The organism is Colwellia sp. MB3u-45 (assembly GCF_014077005.1).
GTDB lineage: Bacteria > Pseudomonadota > Gammaproteobacteria > Enterobacterales > Alteromonadaceae > Cognaticolwellia.
Window position 1 is genome coordinate 535,038 of record NZ_JACGVC010000044.1, and the last position, 26,171, is coordinate 561,208.

The window sequence follows — 26,171 nt, forward strand, 5'->3', positions numbered from 1 at the left end:
TATATAAAGGCAATCGCAAGCCTTATTTTTCTGCTGTGTGTTTATGACACGAATTAACTCTCTTGATTAATACTTGGCGTTACCAGCTCAGTTTTACTGATCACTAACTCGATGGTTGAAAAAAGCGCCTGATTTGGATATCCATCAGCAATCAGTTGATGTTGTAGTTGAAATGAGCGAATGGCATCTCTACTTTTAGGCCCCCAAATACCATCGGGTTTACCTGTTTTAAATCCCAAGCTATTGAGTTGGCTTTGGAGGTTTTTCATTTGGACAACACTAAAGGGTTTGATCTGCGTTTGCGCTTTGTTAAAAAGTTCGATGCCTTTAGCGCCAACTAATTTATTAGCTAATATGCCAACGGATAAGGCATAACTTTTTGAAAGATTCCAGGTCATAATGACATTGAAATTAGGGTAGAGTAAAAATGCTGGCCCTTTATGGCCTGAGGGTAGATAAAGCTCAGCCTGAATATCATAAGTGGGTAAGGCTTGCTGGTTGGTTTGTTGAACACCTAACTGCTGAAAATAATTCAGCGGGTAATATTGATCAAAAGCGACTTTGTCAAAGGCAAAGTTTTTCGGTAATCTAACTTCTCTGCCCCAACGCTCTTTTGACTGCCAACCTATTTTATTTAAGTAATTAGCCGCTGTGGTTAAAGCGTCAACCTCACTTTGCCAAACATCTACTTTTCCATCGTTGTCAGCATCAACCGCATATTTTAACAATGCGGTCGGCATAAACTGCATATGACCCATAGCACCGGCCCAAGAGCCTTTTAGCTGCTCAACAGAGACCTGCTTACGCTCTATTAAGGTGAATAAGTTTAATAGTTCTAGGGTGAAAAACTCACTACGGCGTTGATCACAAGCTAAGGTTGCCAAGGCATTTAATACCGACATTTTACCTTTGTGCTTGCCAAAAACAGTTTCTAAGCCCCAAAAAGACACTAAATATTGGCGGGGAATACCGTATTCTTTTTCTAACTTATCAAATAACGCTTTGTTATTTTTTAACTTTTCTTTACCGACACGAAGATGGTAAGCACTAACTCTTGCCTTAATATATTGCTCAAAGGTTTGCGTAAACTCAGGTTGTTTTTTATCTAACGCAATAACGCGCTTGATGGGGGTGATATTATCAATAACCGTTTCAGTTATATAAGTAGAAAATCCTGCGGTTTCAGCGCGTTGCGCTAAATTAACTTTACATTGGAGAAAGTTTTCATCAGCAATCGTCGCATTGGCCAGCATAGGAAAAAATAGACAGATGATGATTAATTTTTGATAACTAAAAAAATTAACACTTTGTTTAACAAAAGGGTTTGATGAGTTCATGAATGAAGCTTCCTTAGCTCAAAGTAAAGTTGAAAACGAAACTGAAAAATATAATACCATCGTTAGATTGAAAAAATAAAAATAAAAGTAAAGAAATTCACTAAAGCACCCCAGTGAGCCCAAATAACTAGGCTAAAATAAATGCCGCTTGATGCCTCTTTGTTAGTTGCAGCACTCTGACCTCAAACAATAAAATAAAGGTTAAATGGGCAAGGTAAGTGAGTTGAAAAGGGTGCTTTATATTATTGACAGAATAGGGCATTAATTTAATAGAATTGGTATAATTTCACCCTGAGTAATTTCTCCCTGTATAAGGCTGGTAATGCTAGCCACAAATTATCTGATATAGCCGGACTATAGCCTGACTGTAGCCTTGTGGTATATCAAGCTGGGAATACAGTTCTAATCCTAATCTAAAGGCAATGTCAGTTCATGGTAGAAAATAGGAATCAATTGCAGCGCAATTATGACCAGCAAGGTTATTTTGTTATTAGAAATTATTTCACGGTGGCTGAAATTGCAGAGCTTAGAGCTGTGGTATTAAAGTTTCATCAGTTATGGCAACAAGACAATGCAAAATTTTATCAGGAGGAGGCTTTCAACTCTTCGTTAATTACGGGCAGTGAGTATTTAGCCTTTGATGATAGGGTGCAGCTGTTTAATTTTATCAGTTCAAAAAAAATCATGGATGTTGTCGAGGCGATTGTCGCGAATAATCCTGCCTTTATGAATACGCAATTATTTTTTAATCCAGTTAACCTCAAACAAAAAGATTTTTGGCATCGAGACTGTCAATATGATCATGATGTTGCAGGGCAAAAGCTTGCTATAAAGCAGACACAAGTATTACATCTTCGTGTGCCATTATTTGATGAACTTGGCATGGAACTCGTGCCGGGTACTCATAAGCGCTGGGATAATGATGAAGAATTTAATGTCCGCCAAGAAGAAAAAGGCAGCCTTAGTAGTGACGACCTAGCTAGTGGTGAAAAAATTAAGCTAGCGGCGGGTGATTTGTTAGTTTTTTCAGCTGATATGATCCACCGTGGTTTATACGGATTAGACCGATTAGCGTTAGATATTTTAGTGTTTGATTCAGCCGGCGATTTTGCAGATTATGTTGATGACGATTGTTTGCCTGATAGCTTAATGTTAGATAAAATTGACGATCCCAGGTTATTTATTAATACCCTTAACTTAAAGTCGAACAGCTAATATTTTAAAAATACCCTTAGCTGTGCAGTGCGAGTTCAGTAGGCACTTAAGGTTAGAGCTTGACGCATGACTTTTGATTTACTCGCTGTTATGCACTACTAATGGCGTGAAAGTTAGCTGTTGTTATCAGTGGTATTCAGATAGAATTCGGCCCTTACTTTTTAGCGACTGGCAAAAAAGTAAGCGTTAACGCTCAGCAACTTCCTATTTTTTCTAAAACGGCATGAAACAAACAATGAATGATAAAACAATAGTAACTCATAACGGTAATTTTCATGCGGATGATGTTTTCAGTATCGCTGCACTTAAAAGCATTCTTCCTGCTTTTACTCTTATACGTACACGAGATTTAGCCGTTATCGCCAAGGCTGATATTGTGATTGATGTAGGTGGTGAATATAATCCAGATGCAGGCCGCTTTGATCATCATCAACGTGGCGGCGCAGGTGAGCGTGAAAATGGTATTCCTTATTCTTCATTTGGTTTAATTTGGCAAAAGTATGGTCTAGAAATATGCCACGGTGATGCAGATGTTGCTAAGTCGCTTGATACAGGTTTGGTATCAACCATCGACGCTATTGATTGTGGTCATGTTCAAGGGGTTTCAACCGGTATTAGCCTGAGCCAAACTATTTCAATGTTTAACCCAACGTGGCAAGAAGACAGTCATTTTGATCTTTGTTTTGATGAAGCGGTAGAGTTTGCCTCGCGAGTTTTAGCCCGTTTTATTGCTTCTGCAAGCGGTGGCATTAATGCTAAATCAATTGTGGCGAAAGCTGTTGAGAACGCAGCAGACCCAAGGGTTATCGTATTAGAAAAATACACGCCTTGGAAAACAACTGTTCACACGCTATCTAAAGAAGCCTTGTATGTGATTTATCCGTCGGGATCTGGACCCTTTAGAATTCAAACGGTACCGGTTGAACTAGGCTCATTTGAAGATCGCAAACCATTGCCTAAAGCCTGGGCCGGTTTAGCGGATCAAGCACTACAAGAAGTCAGCGGTATTGATGACGCTATGTTTTGTCATAATGGTTTATTTATTGCCGGTGCACAATCGTTTGAAAGTGTGATGAAAATGGCCGCTATAGCACTAGCAGAATAAGCCTAGCACTTGTTAAGATAAAGTCTTAAGAGGTTAAATTAACTGTATTTAAGGTAAATAAATTAGCTTAAATACAGTTAAACAACGATTTACTGCGCGTTAATAGCGGCTTGCATAGATTGCTCTGCTACTTGTTCTAACCAAGCAAAGTCTATTGTTTGGTGAGCTTCACAAATAAACCAAGGTTCGCGTGAATCAGGCTCTAACATCACACCATTGTCGATTAAATTAAGCGCGAATTGGGTATATAAGTCGCTGTTAGTTTTTTTCCAGTCACGATAGTTTTGCGGTACTTTAGCGCCAAAGTGCACACCAAACATAGCATTTGGGCCAGCAAAACAATGTTCAATATCAAACTTGCTAAAAACACGAGAAAGTAAGGTTTGAATTTTTTGCCCTACATGGTCGATAGTTTCAAGCGCATCAGTTTCTTTGAGTATCGTTAATGTTGCTTTTGCCGCACTTAATGCCACCATGTTAGCGGTATAAGTTCCGCCATGAGTTACGCCATTTTTGTCAAAAGAAATAGCGCCCATTACTTCGGCTTTACCACCAAAAGCAGCGACAGGATAGCCATTGCCCATGGCTTTAGCGTAAGTGGTAATATCAGCGTGGATGTTATATAAAGCTTGAACACCACCTTTAGCGACACGAAAACCCGTTTTTACTTCGTCCATAATCAGTAAAGCGCCGTTGGCATCACAAATGTCACGTAGTTTTTGCATGTACCCTTGCGTTGATGCAATAGAGCCACAATTGCCCATAATAGGTTCAATTAAAATAGCGGCTATGTCATCACCATGTTCGGCAAATACAGCGTCAAGGGCATTAAAATCGTTGAGCGGCACACTCACTTGATGTTCGCGGGTGCTTTGTGGAATGCCGGCGCCAAAAGGAATGATTTCAGGCGAGTTTATATCGTCTGCATCCCAGTTATCCACGTCAGATTTCCACATCACTTCATCATGTAGGCCATGAAAACCGCCTTCAACCACAACAATCTTATTGCGCTGGGTATAACCCCTAGCAGTGCGCACAGCACCAATAACCGCTTCAGTACCTGAATTGGCAAAACGCATTTTGTCGATGTTAGGACAAAGTGATTTCACTAACTCAACCACGTCAGAGTCAAGCCCGGTAGAAAAGCCAGAAATAGTACCCACATCAGTAATGGCACTAATAACAGCGTTATCAACACGTTCATCACGATAGCCTAAAATAATAGGGCCGTAGGCTAAACGAAAATCAACAAAGGTTTGCTCGTCGCAATCGGTTACTGTGCAGCCTTTCATGCTACTCAAAAATACGGTATTTTCTTCTCCCCAATAACGGTAGCTATCGGCAACACCTAACGGCATATTGGTGTGGGCTCTTTTGAGCATTTTGGTACTATTGGGTTTGTTTTTTTTGGTCATAAGAGGTTCCAATCAAACTGATTTATTTCAATATTTGGACTATAAATTTAATGCTCGAGATAATACAGGGATAGTGCCAAGTCAGGAAGCGCTAGTTACATTTTTTCGAGACATAAGGCTGAAGGTTACTTTTTCTTAGCCAAAGTTTGCAGCTCAAGTGTTCAGTGAAAATTTCAGCTAAATTTATTACTGCACTTTAAGCCGTTAACCAATTAGTCGTTAACCAAAGCGGCGCTTTAGTATGAACAGCAAAATAAGTGCATAAAAAAAGCCCTTACCTATTACAGGTAAGGGCTTTTTAATTAGCGAACAGCTATTATAAAATTAATCCTTGTTCGCTAAAATGATCAACCTAAGGTGATCAAGCTCAGTTTTGTAAACTTCGCTACTATAAACCGAAAGTACGAGATACAGATAAAACAATGCGTGAATCTGCACTATCCATATCCATATTGGTATCTTCAAGTGCTAGGTTAAAATCAAAGCCTTCATAACTAGTCATATATTCAACACGAGCATGATTGTACGCGTCATTACCATTCCATGACCATTCATTAACATCGCTTGATGTTGAACGATCGAAACTGGCTCTAACATTATGACCTGGTGCTACTTCAAAGGTATGAGCAATCATAGTGATATAATGCCCAGCATCAAGACCAAAATAGTCCCAGCTGTACCAAAAGTTTAATTCGGTATTACCTACTGATGAAGTGTAGTTAAACTTGGCATAAGCCTCTGGATAATTATAAGTATCTGAAGCAGAATCACCGTGGTAGGTATAGTAAGCAATACCCGCATCAAGGCCTGTTTTTTCGTCAAGTTGAAAGTAATTTCCTACGTAAACATCTAATTCAGCATTAGTGTCGTCAGCGCTGCCAAAATCTACGTTTGATGCCCAAGCGCCAGTATAAAAACCGTCAGCGCCTGCGTAATCTAAACTTGCTTGTAACGCAGGATCATTGCCTGTTTGGCTAACACCGTTAAAGGTATAGTCAGAGGTTAAATTAACGGTTGTTGATACATCAGCTAATGCCGCTGAAGAAGTGGCTAGTAAAAAACTTGTTGCTAAGGCAATAATACTTTTATTCATTATTTGTATACTCATTTAATTAGGTTACTTGTTCTAGTTTGGTAAAGTCGATTTTATTTTCTTCTGGTGAACTATCTATTGCCGCTACTTCGTTAAATTTTCTTAACAGAATATAACCAAAGCAAGTGAAGAATAGTCCGATAACTACAGCGCCAACCCATTGGATTTGCAAGAAATCTAATTTGAATAGCAAGGTCAGTAAACTCAAGGCAATAATATTACCAAAGAAGTATTTAACTCTACCTATACGCGCTACGCCTATCTTCAAATTGTCTGTGTATAAGCGAATCAATGAATCGAGAGAGTTAATGACAAAAGTAATACCGACAAATGCCATGGCAAGATTATAGAAACCAGTAGTTTCTATGCCGTTCATGCTGTAGTAATACAAGACGCTAAACCATATTGCGATCGGAATAGACGGAAAGATCAACATCGCCAGTAGTACTTGATAAGTGCGTAAACCACTGACAAAACGGGCGGTAAATTGGCCAATCATAATACTCCATGCAAACCACCAGTAGAGGTAGAACTCATGATAAGCATTCATTGGCAGCACAAATTCGTGGATGCTTCCAAAGTAGCCGCCCAACATGGCAAAGGTATTGGCAAATTCGCCAATGCTTGAGTTTTCACCAAAAAATGCGCCACCCCACATTACTGCAATCAACGCGATAAAAAGCCAAGTGGTAGACAGGCTCAAAATGCGCACATAACGTATGTTGGTACTTGAATACACCGCAAAGGCGATCACCAGTAATACAATTAAGTAAAAAATGCCAACCACAGACTCACCATCACCAAGTTCTGGCATATACCAAGGTAAGTTAGACAGTAATAAATAAGCAGTAAAGGCACAGGTGCCGATAATCACAACGTTATTAATGAATTTAACCAGCGGAATTTCAAAAAATTTTACGCGCGGCTCAATAACACAAAAGTAAAAACAGGTAAGAAAGTAAAAGCTCCAAATAAGAAAGGCCCAAAAACCAAACTCAATAGCTAAAGGATTGGTGAAACCATATTCAGGACTGGTGGCTAAATCGGCGTAGCCCGCAAACTCAGTTAATGGGAACATAATAAGTCCCACATCGAGTCCTGAGGTAAATAAAATGGCAATAAAGGTGAAAGTTTTAACGGGCGTTACACCAACACAGCGAATATTGCCCCATCGATATAATATAAATGCGATTGCGGAAAAGGTAAATAACATTCCGGCTGATAACCATGTGGTCATGATAGTGTCCTTATGATGTTTTTAATCAATATTAAGATAATTAACTCCTATTTTTTTCTTATAGTTATAGTGTTCAATATCAAACTTTTAGGTTTGAAAAATTAATTATTTTTGCCATGTTATACACCTAGGTATATAACATGGCGATGATAATTAATTTTGCTTAGAACACTGATGATTACACTTTAGTTGGTGGTGCGTTTTGCTACAGTTGAACGTTGTTGCTCTTGCCAGTTACCCGCTATGGTAACTGCGGCGTTAGATGGCGCTAACAGTGCTCGAGAGCGAATCATATCGGCGGCACGTTCAGCAACCATAATGGTGGGTGAATTAAGGTTACCATTAGGAATTGTTGGGAATATTGACGAATCAACCACTCTCAGTCCTTCAATCCCATGTACGCGCGTTTGTGGGTCAACCACAGCCATTGCATCTGTACCCATTTTGCATGAGCAAGAAGGGTGGTAGGCACTTTCAACCGACTGGCGTACAAAACTGTCAATTTCTTCATCTGTTTGCACATGAAGGCCAGGCTGAATTTCTTCGCCGCGATAGTTATCAAGCGCTTGCTGGTTGATAATTTCACGGGTTAGGCGAACACAGGCACGAAATCCTTCACGGTCTGCTTCGTGTTCAAGGTAATTAAAACGAATTTCTGGGTGTACCTTAGGATCGTTTGATATCGCCTTGATTTGTCCACGACTTTTAGGCTTATTATGGCCAACATGCACTTGAAATCCGTGACCTGCAAAAGCTTCTTTACCGTCATAACGCATGGCTGCTGGTAAAAAATGATATTGTAAGTCGGGCCATTCAACACTGGCTTTAGAGCGAATAAAACCACAAGACTCAAAATGGTTGGTTGAACCTAAGCCTTTTTTACTTAATATCCAGCGCGTACCGATCAGTAGTTTACTCCACCAATCTAACTTGCCATTAAGGGTAATCGGCTGTTTGCACTTAAATTGAAAATAAAACTCTAGGTGATCTTGCAAGTTTTCGCCAACACCCGGTAAATCGTGTTTTACTTCAATATTAGCAGCTTCAAGCGCGGCTTTAGGGCCGATACCCGACAGTTGTAAAATGTGCGGTGAGCCAATAGAGCCAGCCGATAAAATAACTTCTTTATGCGCTGAGATATCAACCACTTTACCTTTGTGCTCGTACCTAACACCAACAGCTTTTTTACCCTCAAGTAGCACTTTATGTACTAGTGCATGGGTAATAACCGTTAAGTTGTTACGCACCATTGCTGGTCGTAAATAAGCGTTTGCCGTTGATGCACGCACGCCGTTTTTAACCGTCATGTGCATCGGGCCAAAACCCTCTTGTTGACCGGCATTATAATCTTGAGTTTCAAAATATCCGGCTTCTACTCCCGCATCAATAAAAGCTCTGTAGAGCGGGTTTTTCATTTCATTGCCGTTGTTTACGCCCAGTGGGCCATCTTTAGCACGATATTCATTGGCACTAAATGCCCAGTCTTCTGACTTTTTAAAATAAGGTAAACAATGAGCGTAATCCCACTCTTGTGCGCCATGTTGTTGCCATTCATCAAAATCTTTGGCGTGTCCACGGACGTAAACCATGCCGTTGATTGAAGACGAACCGCCTAAAACTTTACCTCTAGGGCAATGCATACGTCGATCATCAAGAAACGGCTCTGGCTGGCTTTCAAATTGCCAAGCGTATTTTTTTGAATTCATCGGAATAGACAATGCGGTGGGCATTTGAATAAAAATACTTTTATCGCTGCCGCCGGTCTCAATGAGCAATACATTGTTATCACTGTCTTCACTGAGACGATTTGCTAAGACACAGCCAGCAGAACCTGCACCTACAATAATGTAATCAAATTTTTCGCTTTTCATTTTAAACCTTTTTAATAATTTACTGCATGAAGACCTTTTTACGATTTAACTATCGAACAATATTTGCGTTGTTCTGTGCGTTAAAAAGGACTATCGAGTGGCTGTAATCCGATATACACCGCTTTAATTTGGGTGAAATAATTCAGCGTAGAAAGGCCATTTTCTCGACCAACACCTGAACTTTTGTAACCACCAACAGGCATCTGCGCAGGTGAGGCGCCAAAGCTGTTTACCCAACAAATACCGGCTTCTATTTGATGAACAACGCGATGTGCACGCGTAATATCTTGGGTAAATACGCCCGCGGCTAAGCCAAATTCTGTGGCATTGGCTCGGCGGATCACTTCGTCTTCATCGGTAAAGGTTAATACGCTCATAACAGGGCCAAAAATTTCTTCACGGCAAATAGTCATCTCGTCGGTACAATCACCAAAAATAGTTGGAGCAACAAAGTAGCCATCAGGTGCATTATCTGGCTTAAGTGATGTGCCACCATGCACAAGTGTTGCTCCTTCTTTAATACCAATATCAATGTACTCTTGTACTAATTTCATATGTTTAGCTGAAATTAGGGCACCAAAGTTAGTCTCAGGGTCCATTGGGTCGCCAACCACAATATTCTTTTTAGTACGTTCGAGTAGCTTTGCTATAAAAACTGGATACAGTGATTCTTGTACGAATACGCGCGTGCCGTTTGTGCACACTTCGCCTTGGGTATAAAAATTACCTAACATAGCAGCAGAAACAGCATTGTCGATGTCAGCATCATCAAAAATGATCAGAGGTGATTTACCCCCTAACTCCATAGTGACATCTTTTAGCGTACTCGCTGCAGCGGCCATCACTTTTTTACCTGTACCGACTTCACCAGTAAAAGAAACTTTAGCAATCTCTGGATGATGGGTTAACCAAGCGCCTACTTCTCCAGCGCCTTGAACCACGTTAAATACGCCGTTGGGTAATCCTGCTTCGGTAAATATTTCTGCCAGCTTTAATGCGCCCAATGGGGTTTCTTCAGAAGGTTTAAAAATCATCACATTACCGCAAGCTAATGCAGGCGCTGCTTTCCAGCAAGCAATTTGTAATGGGTAGTTCCAAGCACCAATACCGGCGCAAATACCTAATGGTTCACGGCGTGTATAGTAAAAGTCACCATCAACAGCTTGTTGGGTTCCTTCTATGCCAGGCGCTAGCCCCGCAAAAAATTCGATAGAGTCAGCGCCGGACAATACATCAACTTCTGATGCTTCTTGCCATGGCTTGCCAGTATCAAGTACTTCAATTTTGGCTAATTCGTCATTACGCTCGTGTAACAAGGCTACGGCTTTCAGTAAAATTCGGCTACGTTGCGTAGCACTCATGGCAGACCAAGTCGCAAAACCAAGTTTCGCACTGGCTATCGCTTTTTCTTTAACCTGTTCGTCGGCAACTTCAACTTGATAAATAACTTTGCCCGTTGCAGGGTTAATCACATCAAATGTTTCACCACTGGCATTATCTATATAAGTACCATCGACATAATTTTTATAACGTATTACTGACAAGTAATATCTCCATATTGGTTAATTTGTTCGTTTATAAAGTTTTTACATAATTGTTCAGCTTGGATAAATTCTGCATCAGGCCTCGGGCTTAATGCACAGCGCAGCCACAAGCCATCAATCATTGCAGCGGTTTTCATCGCCGCTATTTTTGCTACATCGTCTGCTAGTAATTGACGATATGAAAACAGCAGATTGCTATATAAGCGCTTACTATTGATATGTTGTAATCTTTTCAGCTTTGGCTCATGCATTGACTCGGTCCAAAAGCTCAGCCACGTTTTTATGGTGGAAGTAGAGCGTTGAAATGAGGTGAAGTTGGCCTCTACAACCATTTTAAGTCGCTCGGTTGCTTCAAGTTGTTGCCTAGGAATGCGCTCAAGCAAGGCTAACCTTAACTGTTCTAAAAGGTGCATTATAGTGGCTTCAATCAGGCCCTGTTTGCCACCAAAATAATGACTAATAATGCCCGAAGATAGGCCGGCAATACGACTAATAGTAATGATGGTTGTATTTTGTAAACCATACTCGCCAATCGATTCTATCGTGGCATTAATGAGTTGTTGTTTACGCAATGGTTTCATTCCAACTTTAGGCATAAGCTTCTTTGTTTTTTATTGATTGAACGTTCAATTAATATCTATACTAACGGTTTTTGATGAAGTTATCAAACTTGCTTGCAATAATAAAAATAGCGGCAGGTACCGAAACGTGTGGTTTCTGTTGTTTTTACTGCGCTATAGGTGAGTAATGGTCGCTATAAAATATATGGCATAAGTACCCTTAAAGCTTAGGGGTCTAATGATAATTTTTTAATGAATTGACCTAGATGTTGTTACTTTTACTTAAGGGGGTTTGGACTATGTAATAGCAAGTTAATTAATTACCGGCTCATTTTTAAGGGGTAAAATGAAAAAAAACGACCTTATATAATTTATAAGGTGCATAACTACAGACTACATTTTATTTCTCGTATTTAGCCCTTTTTTCAGACAAAAAAGTAGCATACTTAATCAAATTGGTATTACTAGAACTGGCCGGGGTAAATTTTCCTGCGCCTTTGATGCTAGCGGGAGAAAAGTAGTGTTGAATAAAGTGATGAGTATTTTTGTGTCTCAAGAAGTTAACAGCCAAAAGTAAAAGTAAAAGTCGTCACGCTATCCTATATACACGTTGCTTTTTGGGCCTTATAAAAGTCATAAAGCCCAGGCATTTAGAGTTTAATGTGTTGTGTAAAGGTGTCGAGCAATTCGTCTTTTCTATGCGTGACAAAGAGTAGGGTGGAGTTACTCTCTTTCATGATCATTTTAATGATTTTCAATATACGATGGCGATTAAACTCATCTAAACCTTGTGTTATTTCATCAAGGATCAATAACAAGGGCGCCTTAATCAGCGCTCTAACAATAAGGGCTAATCTTTGTTCACCAAAACTTAAATCATTAAATAATATTTTTTCTTTATTATTTAAGCCAACCTTTTTTAACCATTGCTGAGCGTATGTTGTTTGAAATTTTTCAGTTTGTTGATACAAGCCGATAGAATCAAAAAACCCTGACAGTACCACTGTAAGCAGATTTGAGTTGACTCGATATTGACGATGTAATTCAGGCGTGACTATACCCATGTCTTTTTTGAGTTGCCAAATGCTTTCTCCACTACCTCGTTGATGGCCAAATAGGGTTAAATCATTACTATAGCATTGTGTACAATCGCCGGTTATTAAGTGTAATAACGTTGATTTACCGCTACCATTTGGACCGGTAATTAAGGTATGTTGTTGTGGTTTAACGGTTAAATTTAGCCCCTGAAAAACGGTTTTATTTTGATAGCGCACTGTGCCATTAACTAATTTGATTAAATAATCATGCGGATATAACGCCGTGCTATAAAACTGTTCGGGCAGGGTTATTGTCTCATCATCATTTTTAAAAAAATCATCGAGCTTAGCTTGTGTATCAGCGCAATGTTGAGCGCCAATAACACTAAAGTCACCCTGTTTAATTATTGCTAATTGCTCACACCATTTGGGAATGTCGCTACGATTTCCTAATAAAAGAATGACGGTTATATCACTATTTTGGATAATGCTTTTAAACAATATCGATAAGGTTTCGCTACTTTCTTGATCTAAACTGTCAAAAGGGTCTTCACAAATAATCAGCTTTTTTTCATCTAACAGGGCTGAAAGTAACAGCAGCTTCCGCGCTTCACCTGAGCTTAATTGTCGGTAACCTGAGGTTAATAAATGCGCTAAGCCTACTCGCTTGATCAATGGATGGTTTAGTTTATCTTGAGGTAAAAAATCTTGTACAAGTGTGCCAATATCTTGCTGATCTTTAAAGTCGCTGGTATCGATTTTTAACTCGTGTTCATAAATCTTTTGTTGTTGCTCAAAAGAAATAATAGCGATTTCATTTGGCGCAGGTAACAAGATTACCTCGACAGAATGTGGTGTTAATTCCCCCGATAATAATTGAGCAAGCTGTTGTTTACCTGAGTCATTAGTGCCCATTACACACCAAGTTTTAGATTGTCCAATAGGCCAACTCTCGATCATTAATTTTGTATGACAGTAACTTTTAATATCAAATTTATTCAAGATAACCAACTTTTTTAAAACACTATGCGCTATTATTTTCTACCACTTTGCGCTTTGCAAGCCTAATAATCGATATTGTTTTATTTCAGAGGTTAATTCCCTTCACGTAACTTCACTCGACACAGACCTTGATGCCGTGTGAATTCTCATCGAGAGACAAAAAGAAAAAAATCATCATCATGGCATGAAACTGACTTATAGCGGTTTTATTAATAAAAGGCTCTGCTTTATATACAGGTAAAATATGTACATACACAAGCCAGTAGTTGCTTGTTTTAGCAGGTGTAATGCTCAGAAAATTAATCAGCTTAGTCATCTGTTTTATCGGCAAAAGTATCGGTAATAGAATCGGCAATATAATAGGTAATATAATAGGTAATAAAAAACCCCTAATAATAAATATCAGGGGTTTGTTTTTAGACTTTAGCTAGTCAGTGAATTAACCTCTAGCTAATAATGAATGAGACTTTAGCGATTAACCGTTGCTAACATCTTCAAAGTCAGCATCAATAACATCGTCGCTTTTAGCTTCATCGTTGGCTGCTTCACCTTGATGTTGTGCTTCTTGGGCCTTTTCCGCTTGCATTATTTTACTGTAGGCCTCTTGCAAGGTCTTTTGTCGCATTTCAATCGCGGCTTTGTCATCACCATTAACCGCCATTTTTAGTTGCTCAATTAACGTTTTAAGCTCAGTTTGCTGATCATCACTCAAACTTGTCATTGATGTTTGCACCGTATGAATTAATTGATCCGCTTGGTTACGTTGCTCAACTAACTCACGCTTTTGCTTATCTTCAGTGGCGTGACTCAGTGCATCGTTTACCATGCGATTAACTTCGTCTTCTGTTAAGCCACTTGAAGCGGTAATTTTAATGCTTTGCTCCTTACCGGTTGCTTTGTCTTTTGCGGTGACATTTAAAATACCGTCCGCATCAATATCAAAGGTAACTTCAACTTGCACTGAACCGCGTGGGCCAGGCTTAATATCAGTTAAGTTAAATTGACCTAACGATTTGTTGTCTGTCGCCATTTCACGTTGGCCCTGTAACACATGTACCGTTACGGCGGCTTGATTATCTTCTGCCGTTGAAAAGGTTTCAGAAGCCCGTGTCGGTATGGTGGTATTTTTCTCAATAAGCTTGGTCATTACCCCGCCTAAGGTTTCAATACCCAGTGACAATGGCGTTACATCAAGTAACAACACATCGCCCACTGTGCCTGACAACACACCCGCTTGTATGGCAGCACCCATGGCAACGGCTTCATCTGGATTAACATCTTTACGTGGCTCTTTACCAAAAAAGTCTTTAACTGCTGCTTGTACTTTTGGCATGCGTGACTGACCACCAACCAAAATTACTTGGCTAATATCTGCTTTGCTTAAACCCGCATCCTTCAATGCTTGTGCACATGGCGCAATAGTGCTTTTTACTAAGTCATCAACTAATGACTCTAGTTTAGCCCGAGTCACTTGTATTTTTAAGTGTTTAGGGCCGCTAGCATCCGCGGTAACATAAGGTAAATTTATGTCAGTTTGTAAGGCTGACGACAATTCTATTTTTGCTTTTTCCGCCGCTTCTTTAATACGCTGTAACGCTAAAGGGTCTTGTTTAATATCAATACCGCTTTCTTTTTTAAACTCATCAGCAAGGTAATTGATTAAGCGTAAATCAAAATCTTCGCCGCCTAGAAAGGTATCGCCATTAGTGGCTAATACTTCAAATTGTTTTTCACCGTCAACATTAGATATTTCAATAATAGAGACATCAAAAGTACCTCCACCTAAATCGTAAACCGCCACTTTTTGGTCAGCTTTACTATTTTTGTCTACACCGTAAGCTAATGCGGCAGCGGTAGGTTCGTTAATAATACGCTTAACATTAAGCCCTGCAATTTTACCTGCGTCTTTAGTTGCTTGGCGTTGTGAATCATTAAAGTAGGCCGGTACAGTAATAACCGCATCGGTGACTGTTTCACCTAAATAAGCTTCAGCATCTTTTTTCAATTTACGTAAAATTTGTGCTGACACTTCCTGTGGCGATAAGGCTTTACCATTTACTTCAACCCAAGCGTCACCGTTACTTGCTTTTATAATTTTATAAGGCGCTAATTTAATATCTTTTTGCACCTCTTTATCATCAAACTTACGACCAATTAAGCGCTTAATTGCAAATAATGTATTGCTTGAGTTTGTCACCGCTTGTCTTTTTGCGGGTTGGCCGGCTAATGTTTCATTGTTGGCATAAGCCACAATGGATGGTGTGGTGCGGCTACCTTCTGCATTTTCAATAATTTTTGCCACGCCGCCTTCCATAACCGCGACACATGAGTTTGTTGTACCTAAATCAATACCGATAGTCTTAGACATAATAATCACCTATTCTTTTTAAAAGCACTTAATAAAAAAGGTCTGATGCTTTATGGCTATGACCAATAAGCAGTTTGACCGTATAAACAACCTTGAATAAACCCATAACTCTAAGGGGTTAACGCAAGGTGCTTGGTTAGTGGCGCTATATTACGCAAGCTCATAAAATGCTTCTGTCACAAATATGACAGTAGCGATGATTTTGTATTTTTTTTATTCTTTTACTTTTTTTAAAGATAAAAATCAGCAAATTAACCCGATAAATAGCGAAAATAAAATGTTTGCCAAGCAATATTAGCTTTTGCTATATAGCGATAACTCGTTAGAATAAAAACACTTGCTATTGCAACCACTAAAGCTATTTATTTATGTATAAAAATGTCACTCATTTACCGCAAAAAGCCAGTCCGGTACTCGTCAGGCAAGCTAATATTTTTGCCGACTTACCGATAAAGTTAATTGAAGACTTTCAACAAGAATTTCAGCTTGATGAATGGCGCAAAGGTGATTACTTTAATTCCGACTTATTAACCCAGCGCTTTTTTGTGGTGATTGATGGCAGTTTAGAAATTAAACAAAGTAACCCTGAAACCGGCCGAGAAGCTACGTTAGATATGCTGTATGCCGGTGATTGCTTTGATTTAATGGTGTTATTAGATGACCAACCGCATGACGTTATTGTTTCACCCTTAACCACAGTAAAATTACTGTCAGTAAAACTGGCAACAATGCGACATTGGCTGTGGACTTATCCTGAATTTAACCAACAGTTTATGCCTTATTTAGCGAAAAAAATGCGTGAAAAAGAGCAGCAAACTAGTAGCCTAGTTTTACACGATGTTACTACGCGTTTAAGCCGTATTATTTTAGAGCACATTAATAAAATTAAATTTTATACCGGCGCTAAAACAGAAGAACATCAGCATCATTTAGTAAATGGCTTAAACGATGAAACCTTGGCGCGAATGACAGGCTCAGTCAGGCAAGTAATCAATAAACAATTACAGCACTGGAAAAAAGCGGGCACCATTGATAAAAAACGTAATCAACTGATTGTTAAAGATTTAGAAGCATTAGAAAAAGCGGCTAAATACAGCCAAGATTTAACGAATGCGCCTTCTATTAAACGCTAATCGCGATAACAGCTAATGACTTAACCAAGCCATTATCACTTTGATATGGAACGGGAGGTTTTTTATTGGTTATTGTTATGACTTTTTCCTATGCTAAGTCTAGGCTAATTTTTAGTACATTGAAGCGGGTGATCTTTATTAAGGTGAACGTTCTTGATAACACTAAAAAAATAACTAGATGGATAACTAGATAGATAACTAGATAGATAACTAAAAGAATAACTAGATGGATAATAATGGTTATTTTGAATAGACATGCAAGGAGATATTGGTTTATTCTCAATTAACCTAAAGTAGACGCATAGAAAAAAAGTGGCATTAGGCTAGACTCAGAATGATGGAATTCTGCACAAAACCTTCAAGTTTCTCATAAAAAACTGCAGGCCGCGATCCTAAAATCAATATTTACTTCAATGGTTACACAAGCTGTAGCACATGTTTTTTTGATAATAAGGAGTTAAAAAATGTTTGGTTGGATAAAAAATAAAGATAAGCGAGCGGATGAGTTAATTCTTGCCAATAAAGAAAAAGATAAGCGCGCGGATGCGTTAGTCCTTGCCAACAAAGAGAAAGATAAGCGCGCGGATGAGTTAGTCCTTGCCAACCAAGAGAAAGATAAGCGCGCCGATGAGTTAATTTCTGCCAACCAAGAGAAAGATAAACGAGCAAATGAGTTAATATTTGCCAATCAAGAGAAAGATAATCGCGCCGATGAGTTAGTCCTTGCCAATAAAGAGAAAGATAAACGAGCAAATGAGTTAATTCTTGCCAATCAAGAGAAAGATAAGCGCGCCGATGAGTTAGTTCTTGCCAATAAAGAGAAAGATAAGCGCGCCGATGAGTTAGTTCTTGCCAATCAAGAGAAAGATAAGCGTGCCGATGAGTTAGTTCTTGCCAATAAAGAACTTGCCTTCCAAAACCAAGAGAAAGATAAGCGCGCCGATGAGTTAGCTATTGCTAATCAAGAAAAAGATAAGCGCGCCAATGAGTTAATCCTTGCCAATAAAGAACTTGCCTTCCAAAACCAAGAGAAAGATAGTCGCGCGGATGAGTTAGCTATTGCTAATCAAGAGAAAGATAAACGCGCCGATGAGTTAGCTATTGCTAATCAAGAGAAAGATAAGCGCGCCGATGAGTTAATCCTTGCCAATAAAGAACTTGCCTTCCAAAACCAAGAGAAAGATAAGCGCGCCAATGAGTTAGCTATTGCTAATCAAGAGAAAGATAAGCGAGCCGATGAGTTAGCTATTGCTAATCAAGAGAAAGATAAGCGAGCCAATGAGTTAGTGCTTGCCAACCAAGAACTTGCTTTTCAAAATAAGGAAAAAGACAAGCGAGCAAATGAGTTAATGCTTGCCAATAAAGAGAAAGATAAGCGCGCGGATGAGTTAACTCTTGCTAATAAAGAGAAAGACAAGCTAGCCGATGAGTTAGCTATTACCGCCAGTGTATTCAGCCATGCCCGCGAAGGTATCTCCATCACAGATTCAACAGGCACTATCATTGATGTCAATGCTACTTTCACGACGATAACGGGTTATAGCCGTGAAGAAGCCATTGGACAGAACTTACGTATTTTTAAATCCGGACGACAATCACCAGAGTTCTACGCCGATATATGGCAAACCGTATTGAATGATGGCTTTTGGTCTGGTGATATATGGAGCTGTCGTAAAAATGGTGAAGTTTATCCCGAAATGCTCAACATTAGTTCGGTCAAAGATATTGCTGGCCACATAAGTAACTATGTTACCTTATTTACAGATATCACCTCGATGAAAGAATACCAGAGTCAATTAGAGCATATTGCCCATTACGATGTACTTACGCACCTACCCAACCGAAAGCTACTTGCCGACCGATTATCTCAAGCTATGTTGCAGTGCGACCGTCATCAGCTGTCACTCGCTGTCGCATTTCTAGATTTAGACGGTTTTAAAGCCGTTAACGATACTCATGGACATGATGTAGGTGATCAACTATTGACCGCACTCTCACTTCGTATGAAAGAGGTGTTGCGAGAATGTGATACCTTAGCGCGTATTGGCGGTGATGAATTTGTCGCCGTATTAGCGGATCTAGCCAGAGATGAAGATTGTAAACCGGTATTAGATCGTTTGTTATTAGTAACGTCTGAGCCGGTTTTAATTGGTAAGTTAGTCTTAAATATATCAGCTAGTATTGGCGTCAGCTTTTACCCTAAAGATGGTGTCGATGCCGACCAGCTCATGCGCTGTGCTGATCAAGCTATGTACGTGGCTAAAGAATTAGGTAAAAATTGTTATCACGTACTCGATATGGCTCAAGATGAGGCGGTGAAAGTGCAAAAAGAAAGCCTAGAGGCGATTCAAAGTGCATTAAAGAATCATCAATTTTTGCTCTACTATCAGCCTAAGGTAAATATGAAAACAGGCGCGGTAATAGGGGTTGAGGCGCTTATGCGCTGGCAACATCCGACCAGAGGGCTATTAAAACCCGATGAATTTTTGCCTACCATGGAAAATAACGCCCTGAGTATTGAGTTTGGTGAATGGGTTATTGATACCGCACTAACACAAATTAGCCAGTGGCAAAAAACAGGGCTTAATCTCCCTATCAGCACAAGCGTAAACATTGTAGCAGCACAATTACGCCAACCTGACTTTATCCAGAGGTTAAAGGCACTGTTAGCAGCCCACCCCGATGTTGAACCAGGCTATTTAGAGTTAGAGATACTGGAAAAAAATGCTTTAGATGATGTTCATCATGTATCAACAATCATGCAAGCCTGTATGGCCTTGGGCGTAAAATTTGCCTTAGATGATTTTGGCACCGGCTATTCGTCCCTCACTTACCTTAAACGATTACCAGCCAAGGTCATTAATATAGACCCGAGCTTTGTGCGAAACATGTTGCACGATGCCGATGACTTCGCCATTGTTGAAGCCGTGATAGCCTTAGCTAAACCATTCAAACGCAGCGTGATTGCAAAAGGTGTCGAAACGATTGAACAAGGCATGGCGCTATTACAATTGGGCTGTGAATTAGCACAAGGTAATAGTATTGCCAAACCTATGCTAACCCGTGATGTTCCAGAATGGGTAGCTAATTGGAAGCCCGATGCAAGTTGGAACCCTGATGCGAATTGGAAGATATAAATAGCCATTTACTTGTTATTATCACGGTCCTCTTTAACCACTGATGCTAATTTCTTATTTTACTGTTGATGAAGACAAGCACTATGACTTGTTGTAGGTAGTTCTGTTGAATTATGAACTAAAATTATCGTTCAATATTTCACACTCAAACATGATTTAACTATTTGTTATACAGAATAATTTTTATTATTTGTGAGTGTATCTCTTCGGTTTATAAAGCACTTTTTTATTTGTAAGAAACAGTTTTAATTTACTGATACACTGCAAGCAGTGAATATTTTTGATTAACTAAGTCGTTAGGATTAAGCCTTAAGTGCAAAAGAATATTGCAGGGTGATAGCCCTAAGGTGAAAAAATCTTGATACTGAAGAGAAAAAGCGGTTTAATCATGTAACTTTTATAGTTATACATGTAACTAAGTGTGTGGTTAAATGTATAACTAAACATGTATAACTGAACAAATGTTTGACCTAGCGATCATATTGGTTAGTAGAGTTAACAAAGATAGTTAATAGTTTACAGGTAAGCAGGGACTAGACGCTTCGAAAACGCCTCGCGATATATCATTTTTCGACATGCCAATAATTAAAAGGAATTATTATAGCGTTTAGGCGCAGCTGAGGATAAATAATTTTTTGACAACTGTTGTGTTAGTAATGTGGTAAAGTTTTTTTTGCTACTTTTATCAATATCTTAGTGATTTTCTCACTTTTTTTGAGTTTTACTATTTCAGTTAGCAAAAAATATAACAAGCACTGAGAAAAATTATAAAAACTACAAATCGAATCTATCAATACTTGTTTCCAAAGCGACAGTTAATTGTTCGTCAAAATGGTGAAATAAAATACATTAAAGCCTCGTCTAAAGTGCAGCTTAGCCTTGTTATATTGATGGCTTTAACCTTTACTTGGCTGTCGTTTAGTAGCTTAAAATATTTTTCACTGAACGATCAAGTGTCACAAAGCCAAAATCAATTGTACCAGTCACAAGCATCTCTGGACCAGTTAGTGTTGAAATATCAAGACAAACAAAGCCAGTTGCAGCAGCAGTTATTACAAGTACAAGAGCAACAAGAGTTACTGCAAAATGTATTGGACTCACTACCTGCAGCCATAGCGGATCCCAAGCATGAAACTATTGGGCAAACTAGTGATGCAACTCCTGCTGATATTGACCTTAGCGCAGAAACAACAAGTAAAACTGATGATCCCATATGGTCGGTTATGCAGCAAAGCCAGACTGATCTTGCCCAACTGAAGCAAAAGCAGCAATTTAGTTATCACCAATTAGAACAACAAATAAACAAACGCAAGCAAGTACTTGAGCAAGCAATGACACTGGCGGGCGTATCTAGTGAATCTGTGCTTAAGCAATGGTCAGCTCCTGCTTTGGGGCAGGGCGGTCCACTCAACCAAGTGCTAGCCGAAGAACTTGATATTGACAATAAAAACTTGATAGAGAAATTACTTAGTTTAACCGAGCTAGAAGCGGCACTGAGTAATATACCGGTAATTTTTCCGGCAAAAGATTATTATATTTCCAGTCTTTTTGGTATTCGCAAAGACCCGATGCTTAAACACCCTGCAATGCATAAAGGCATTGATATGGCAGGTTGGATAAAAACTGAAATATTTGCCTCGGCTGATGGCACTGTGCGTCGGGCAGGAAGAAACGGTAGTTATGGCCGTTTTATCGAAATTGATCACCACAATGGTTTTATGACACGCTTTGGTCATCTACATAAAATAAAAGTAAAGAAAGGGCAAAAAGTCAGCAAGGATGATGTTATAGGTTTAATGGGCAGTAGTGGGCGCAGTACCAGCACCCATTTGCATTATGAAGTTCTTTTTAATAACAAACAGATCAACCCTCTTTCACTCATTAAGGCTTTGAAAAATGTTCTCTAAAAACAAAGGTAAAGACGTAGCAGTAGAAAATAAACTCAGTAAAAGTAGTAATAAAACCCCCTCGATTATTAGCCCTGACGTTAATATTGTCGGTAACGTATCTAGCGAAGGAGTGATCCAACTTGACGGTAGAATCGAGGGCGAGATACATGTTAGGCATTTAACGGTTGGTATTCATGGCCTAGTTGAAGGCGCTATTTTTGCTGAAGAAGCCATTATTAAGGGTAGTGTTACCGGATCTATCAAGGCGCAAAAGGTGATACTAGAGAAAACGGCAGAAGTGCGCGGTAATATTCAACATGAAGTTATCAGTATAGAGGCTGGCGCTGTCATCGAAGGTAACATCAATCATATAAGCGAAAATGTAACTGAGCTAGCCACGGCCAAAAAAAGCGCAAAACCGAGTGAAAAACTTAGTACAGATAAACCCAGTGCAGAAAAAATGGTACAAGAAAAATAAAGTTCTCCTCAATCTCAGTCATAAGTCGACGAGCGTATTTGTTGAAAAGTATTGCCTCAGGTTCGAATACTTGTTAATAACAGATTGAATTAATTTAATAACATAAAAAATACCCTGTTATTCTGATGTTGATTATTTTAGCGCAGATTAATAAAGTTAAGCTTTATATCAGCGCCACAGCATAACAACATCAGTGTGGTTTAGTCAGTAGCTTATTTTTAAATAATAAGACAATGAAATCTTCGCATGGCTCAAGGGTCTGCCCAGACAAGTAATAAATCAATAATTACAGTACGGGGTAAAGCCAACACTATTGATAACAACCTACTTAACTAATCTTTACAGATTTAAACTATATTACTTATCGAAGGGTTTATTACAAGCCTGTTCACATGCGCACAAATTTTCAGACACATTCTCATACATATATTCAGACACATTCTCATACAAATTAATATTTAATGCTCACTTTTGTTTTTTCATAGTTACTATTTTTAAATATATCTCTTAAATTATTTATTAAATATAACGATGTTGATTTTAGTTAACTATTTGAAATAACTTATAATACTCAAGTTTTTTACGGGTAAAGGTATTAGTTTTTTATGCTGTCATGTCTATAGTAGTCTGATGAATGTTAGTGTAATATGTTAAAAATTTATTACATTAAAGGATTAAATATGTTGCGAAGAACCATTTTTACTACTCCCATTATTACACTTGGGTCCAGCCATCTTAATACTGAGAGTAAATGTCGTGATAAATAACTCTATCGATGGAGCGATACAAGGCCTAATATCGATAAAAGATATAAATAACTCTGATAGCGTCAATAATATGCTCAATAAAATATTGTCAATTGTGCGCAAACATCTAGACATGGAAGTGGCCTTTATTTCAAAGTTTATCAACAAAGATCGCGTATTCAAAATTGTTGATAGTAAAAATGAGATGTTGCCAATCAATGTCGGTGACTCAGATCCGATAGAAGAAAGCTACTGTGCAAAAATAGTCGATAATGTACTGCCAAATATTATCCACAACACTAAAGAAAATGATATAACCAGCAAGCTCGCAATTACCGACAAGTTATCAATAGGCTCATACATAGGCGTGCCAATAAAATTATCTACGGGTGAAATTTACGGTACCTTTTGTTGTTATAAACAGACACCAGATGAGACACTAAATCAACAGGACTTGTCTTTTTTAAACGCTATTGCCGATATTGCCAGTGAATTAATTGAGAAAAATGTTAAAACAGAGTTCAGTTATAACAAAATGAAAGCAAAGATTACCTCGGTGCTAGAGCAAAATAAAATTAATATTCACTACCAGCCTATTTTTAATTTTCACAGTAACAAAATCATAGGTTACGAATCGCTTTCTAGATTTAACACGATTCCTTATGAATCACCTGATATTTGGTTTGCAGACGCATCCCAAGTTAATTTAGGTGAAGAGCTTGAAATCTTGGCGATTAAAAGTGCAATTAAAGGCATTGATGAATTTAATCTAGATACATATATTGCTATAAATTCCTCGCCGGCATATGTGTTAAATGGAGCGGTAGCCCGTGCCTTACAGGGGGTAAATTTGGAACGTATTATTCTAGAGATTACCGAACATGCACCGATTGAAAACTACCCTGATTTTCGCAAGGCATTGGAGCCACTTCGTAAGCAGGGATTACGCATTGCTATTGATGATGTCGGTTCTGGCTACTCTAGTTTCCAGCATGTTCTGGAGCTTGAAGCTGACATTATTAAACTAGACATTACACTGACCCAAAACATTAACTTTAGCCATAAAAAATATTTGCTAGCAAAAGCATTATGTGCATTCTCGAAAGCGATAAATTGCAGCATTATCGCCGAGGGTGTAGAAACGCTTGAAGAGTTGAACTCACTCAGAGAATTAGGTGTTGATAGCGTACAAGGATATTTACTTGGCCGGCCAATGCCAATTAAAGACGCCGTATCTTATGTCAAAGTTTTTTAGTATGGCAAACATACTAACCATATACTTGAGACAGAATATTTCTTAATAGATAGCTATAAAAATTTGTCAACCTTATGATCATTGCCACTGGTTTAAATAACCAACTATTGCTCAATAATATGCTGCTGTGTTGTTTTACGGACTACATCGATGTAAATGGACGTGCAACCATGGATGGCTAGGAACGTCGACACCATTACCCATCGAGTGACTCGCTAAGATTAATATCGCTACTTACATCTAGTCTGGAACAATCAACATTTGCTCTAATTTATTTTCGCTGTACGTAACAAAATTATAAGTTGAATGAAAGTGTATTCACCGTAATGGACCTGCATCCATGCAGGTAACATCTGAACAGTCCATTTTTAAGTCAATAGGATAATTGAGTTTAGTTGACCAATCTGACTCATTAAGTGTTGTACTTTTTCATTTTAGTCCTTAAAAGTGAGGCGATATTTAATCAGCTTGGTCAGTCGGCTAGTTATGCATCCACTTTTTGTTTAACATTCTCATTGTCATTCGCTAGTGCTTTTAAAGATTGATAAAGCGTTTCTTCTTCTGCTGACAAGCTTTTTGGAAACACAATTTTTAGCTTCACAAAAAAGTCTCCAGCAATTTTACTCGGTAAGCCGCGGCCTTTTAAACGCATTTTGCTGCCGCTACTGATCAGTTTAGGTAAGGTTAAATCAATAGGTCCACTCGGTGTAGGCACTTTCACTTTTTCACCTAAAGCGGCCTGCCATGGGCTAATAGTAAGTTCAGTGGTTATATCAGCGCCTTCAACCACATATAAAGGGTTTGGGTTAAAGCCTATTTCAAGATACAAATCACCATTTCTTGCACCGCCAGCACCTGCTTGACCTTGCTTTTGCAAACGAATTTTTTGACCCGGTTTAATGCCTTTTGGAATGCTAACTTTTAAGGTCCGATCTTTATTTTGCATCCTTCCATGTTGATCAACAACTTGATCTTGTAGTGTGAAGTTGCGGGTTGCGCCAGTGTAAGCATCTTGCAAATCAATCAATATTTTTGCATTGCTATCTTGCCCTTGCATAGATTGACGACCACGCGAGCCATGTTGCCCCCCACCAAAGCCGCCACCAAATAATGATTCGAAAAAGTCGCTAAAATCACCTTGTTCGCCAGTATTACCACGGCCTTGATGATATTGATCTTGCCAACTAGGTGGTGGTGTAAAGCCTGATTGGCCAGCCTTCCAATTACTGCCCAGTTCATTATACGCGGCACGTTTTTCTTTATCGCGTAATACTTCATAAGCTTCATTGATGTCTTTAAAACGAGTCTCAGCATTTTTTTCTTTACTGACATCAGGATGAAACTTGCGCGCTAATTTGCGATATGATGTTTTAATTTCGTCTTGGGACGCGGTTTTATCAACGCCCATAATTTTATAATAATCTTTATAATTCACACTGACCTCCTGCATATATGGCATTTGCAGATAATTTTGTAAGTTAGCTTTGGTAAATAATTTTAGTAGATAAAGTCGCTGAGTATCAATCCAAAGTTAAAATAACCTAGGATTAATTTTAGCTAAGCCAATTTTGTGGCGTTATTATAATAACAAATGAAATGTACGAATGTCAGTAATATGACACTGCTAGCAAATATATAAGCAGTACGCTGCATTGTTTCGTACTGCTTTTAAGCGAGAACTTTTAGTCATGATTATTAGAGCTGATTTTTTGCTAAGAACTTATCTCACGTTATAAGTTCTTATGATAT

General features: G+C 38.8%; 17 protein-coding genes. 7 read left to right on the top strand and 10 right to left on the bottom strand.

Features of this window, described 5'->3' with window-relative positions; genetic code table 11:
- Positions 1 to 53: 53 nt before the first annotated feature.
- On the bottom strand, positions 54 to 1,337 hold the full coding sequence (locus H4J41_RS07610; RefSeq protein ID WP_182138101.1) for a lytic murein transglycosylase: 1,284 nt from the start codon (positions 1,335 to 1,337) through the stop codon (positions 54 to 56).
- Positions 1,338 to 1,769: 432 nt separating this feature from the next.
- On the opposite strand from H4J41_RS07610, the gene H4J41_RS07615 reads away from it, so the two are divergent.
- On the top strand, positions 1,770 to 2,552 hold the full coding sequence (locus tag H4J41_RS07615; protein ID WP_182138102.1) for a phytanoyl-CoA dioxygenase family protein: 783 nt from the start codon (positions 1,770 to 1,772) through the stop codon (positions 2,550 to 2,552).
- A 235-nt stretch (positions 2,553 to 2,787) separates the two neighbouring features.
- Positions 2,788 to 3,657, top strand: a complete 870-nt coding sequence (locus tag H4J41_RS07620) for an MYG1 family protein (RefSeq protein WP_182138103.1) — start codon at positions 2,788 to 2,790, stop codon at positions 3,655 to 3,657.
- 89 nt (positions 3,658 to 3,746) lie between these two features.
- Here H4J41_RS07620 and H4J41_RS07625 read toward each other — a convergent pair whose 3' ends face one another.
- The 8 genes from H4J41_RS07625 to dnaK form a co-directional block, all read right to left on the bottom strand.
- The gene (locus H4J41_RS07625) at positions 3,747 to 5,072 is read right to left on the bottom strand and encodes an aspartate aminotransferase family protein (RefSeq protein WP_182138104.1); all 1,326 of its coding nucleotides are present in this window, start codon (positions 5,070 to 5,072) and stop codon (positions 3,747 to 3,749) included.
- Positions 5,073 to 5,460: 388 nt separating this feature from the next.
- Positions 5,461 to 6,165, bottom strand: coding sequence for a TorF family putative porin (locus tag H4J41_RS07630; protein WP_182138125.1), 705 nt, complete (start codon positions 6,163 to 6,165; stop codon positions 5,461 to 5,463).
- Positions 6,166 to 6,184: 19 nt separating this feature from the next.
- The gene (locus H4J41_RS07635; protein ID WP_182138105.1) at positions 6,185 to 7,402 is read right to left on the bottom strand and encodes a BCCT family transporter; all 1,218 of its coding nucleotides are present in this window, start codon (positions 7,400 to 7,402) and stop codon (positions 6,185 to 6,187) included.
- Between the two features lie 185 nt (positions 7,403 to 7,587).
- Entirely contained in the window at positions 7,588 to 9,273 is a 1,686-nt protein-coding gene (betA, locus tag H4J41_RS07640; RefSeq protein ID WP_182138106.1) for a choline dehydrogenase, read from the bottom strand.
- A gap of 80 nt (positions 9,274 to 9,353) precedes the next feature.
- Positions 9,354 to 10,817 carry a betaine-aldehyde dehydrogenase gene (betB, locus tag H4J41_RS07645; protein WP_182138107.1) on the bottom strand — a complete coding sequence of 488 codons (1,464 nt, stop codon included), beginning with the start codon at positions 10,815 to 10,817 and terminating at the stop codon, positions 9,354 to 9,356.
- A complete protein-coding gene (betI, locus tag H4J41_RS07650) occupies positions 10,808 to 11,413 on the bottom strand; it encodes a transcriptional regulator BetI (protein ID WP_182138108.1) in 606 nt (201 codons plus the stop codon). The genes betB and betI overlap by 10 nt, the downstream gene beginning before the upstream one ends.
- 614 nt (positions 11,414 to 12,027) lie before the next feature.
- A complete protein-coding gene (locus H4J41_RS07655; protein ID WP_259364449.1) occupies positions 12,028 to 13,416 on the bottom strand; it encodes an ATP-binding cassette domain-containing protein in 1,389 nt (462 codons plus the stop codon).
- Positions 13,417 to 13,891: 475 nt separating this feature from the next.
- Positions 13,892 to 15,784 (bottom strand): molecular chaperone DnaK, encoded by a 1,893-nt coding sequence (gene dnaK, locus H4J41_RS07660; protein WP_182138109.1) that lies wholly within the window; start codon positions 15,782 to 15,784, stop codon positions 13,892 to 13,894.
- A 368-nt stretch (positions 15,785 to 16,152) separates the two neighbouring features.
- Here dnaK and H4J41_RS07665 point away from each other — a divergent pair, with 368 nt between their 5' ends.
- The 5 genes from H4J41_RS07665 to H4J41_RS07685 all read left to right on the top strand — a co-directional run bounded on the left by H4J41_RS07665 (position 16,153) and on the right by H4J41_RS07685 (position 24,422).
- Positions 16,153 to 16,917, top strand: a complete 765-nt coding sequence (locus tag H4J41_RS07665) for a Crp/Fnr family transcriptional regulator (protein WP_182138110.1) — start codon at positions 16,153 to 16,155, stop codon at positions 16,915 to 16,917.
- A gap of 464 nt (positions 16,918 to 17,381) precedes the next feature.
- Entirely contained in the window at positions 17,382 to 20,054 is a 2,673-nt protein-coding gene (locus tag H4J41_RS07670; RefSeq protein ID WP_182138111.1) for a bifunctional diguanylate cyclase/phosphodiesterase, read from the top strand.
- 797 nt (positions 20,055 to 20,851) lie between these two features.
- Positions 20,852 to 21,961, top strand: coding sequence for a M23 family metallopeptidase (locus H4J41_RS07675; protein ID WP_182138112.1), 1,110 nt, complete (start codon positions 20,852 to 20,854; stop codon positions 21,959 to 21,961).
- Complete coding sequence (locus tag H4J41_RS07680) at positions 21,951 to 22,421, top strand: polymer-forming cytoskeletal protein (RefSeq protein WP_182138113.1); 471 nt, start codon at positions 21,951 to 21,953, stop codon at positions 22,419 to 22,421. Before H4J41_RS07675 ends, H4J41_RS07680 begins: the two co-directional genes overlap by 11 nt.
- Before the next feature lie 756 nt (positions 22,422 to 23,177).
- Positions 23,178 to 24,422, top strand: coding sequence for an EAL domain-containing protein (locus H4J41_RS07685; RefSeq protein ID WP_310649832.1), 1,245 nt, complete (start codon positions 23,178 to 23,180; stop codon positions 24,420 to 24,422).
- A 484-nt stretch (positions 24,423 to 24,906) separates the two neighbouring features.
- On the opposite strand, the gene H4J41_RS07690 is transcribed toward H4J41_RS07685, so the two are convergent.
- Positions 24,907 to 25,857, bottom strand: coding sequence for a DnaJ C-terminal domain-containing protein (locus H4J41_RS07690; RefSeq protein WP_182138114.1), 951 nt, complete (start codon positions 25,855 to 25,857; stop codon positions 24,907 to 24,909).
- Positions 25,858 to 26,171: the final 314 nt, after the last annotated feature.

What these genes read in the sequence shown, in the direction of transcription:
- H4J41_RS07610 (WP_182138101.1), bottom strand. Translation starts at nt 1,337, where the DNA reads ATGAACTCATCAAACCCTTTTGTTAAACAAAGTGTTAATTTTTTTAGT.
- H4J41_RS07615 (WP_182138102.1), top strand. Translation starts at nt 1,770, where the DNA reads ATGGTAGAAAATAGGAATCAATTGCAGCGCAATTATGACCAGCAAGGT.
- H4J41_RS07620 (WP_182138103.1), top strand. Translation starts at nt 2,788, where the DNA reads ATGAATGATAAAACAATAGTAACTCATAACGGTAATTTTCATGCGGAT.
- H4J41_RS07625 (WP_182138104.1), bottom strand. Translation starts at nt 5,072, where the DNA reads ATGACCAAAAAAAACAAACCCAATAGTACCAAAATGCTCAAAAGAGCC.
- H4J41_RS07630 (WP_182138125.1), bottom strand. Translation starts at nt 6,165, where the DNA reads ATGAATAAAAGTATTATTGCCTTAGCAACAAGTTTTTTACTAGCCACT.
- H4J41_RS07635 (WP_182138105.1), bottom strand. Translation starts at nt 7,402, where the DNA reads ATGACCACATGGTTATCAGCCGGAATGTTATTTACCTTTTCCGCAATC.
- betA (WP_182138106.1), bottom strand. Translation starts at nt 9,273, where the DNA reads ATGAAAAGCGAAAAATTTGATTACATTATTGTAGGTGCAGGTTCTGCT.
- betI (WP_182138108.1), bottom strand. Translation starts at nt 11,413, where the DNA reads ATGCCTAAAGTTGGAATGAAACCATTGCGTAAACAACAACTCATTAAT.
- dnaK (WP_182138109.1), bottom strand. Translation starts at nt 15,784, where the DNA reads ATGTCTAAGACTATCGGTATTGATTTAGGTACAACAAACTCATGTGTC.
- H4J41_RS07665 (WP_182138110.1), top strand. Translation starts at nt 16,153, where the DNA reads ATGTATAAAAATGTCACTCATTTACCGCAAAAAGCCAGTCCGGTACTC.
- H4J41_RS07670 (WP_182138111.1), top strand. Translation starts at nt 17,382, where the DNA reads ATGTTTGGTTGGATAAAAAATAAAGATAAGCGAGCGGATGAGTTAATT.
- H4J41_RS07680 (WP_182138113.1), top strand. Translation starts at nt 21,951, where the DNA reads ATGTTCTCTAAAAACAAAGGTAAAGACGTAGCAGTAGAAAATAAACTC.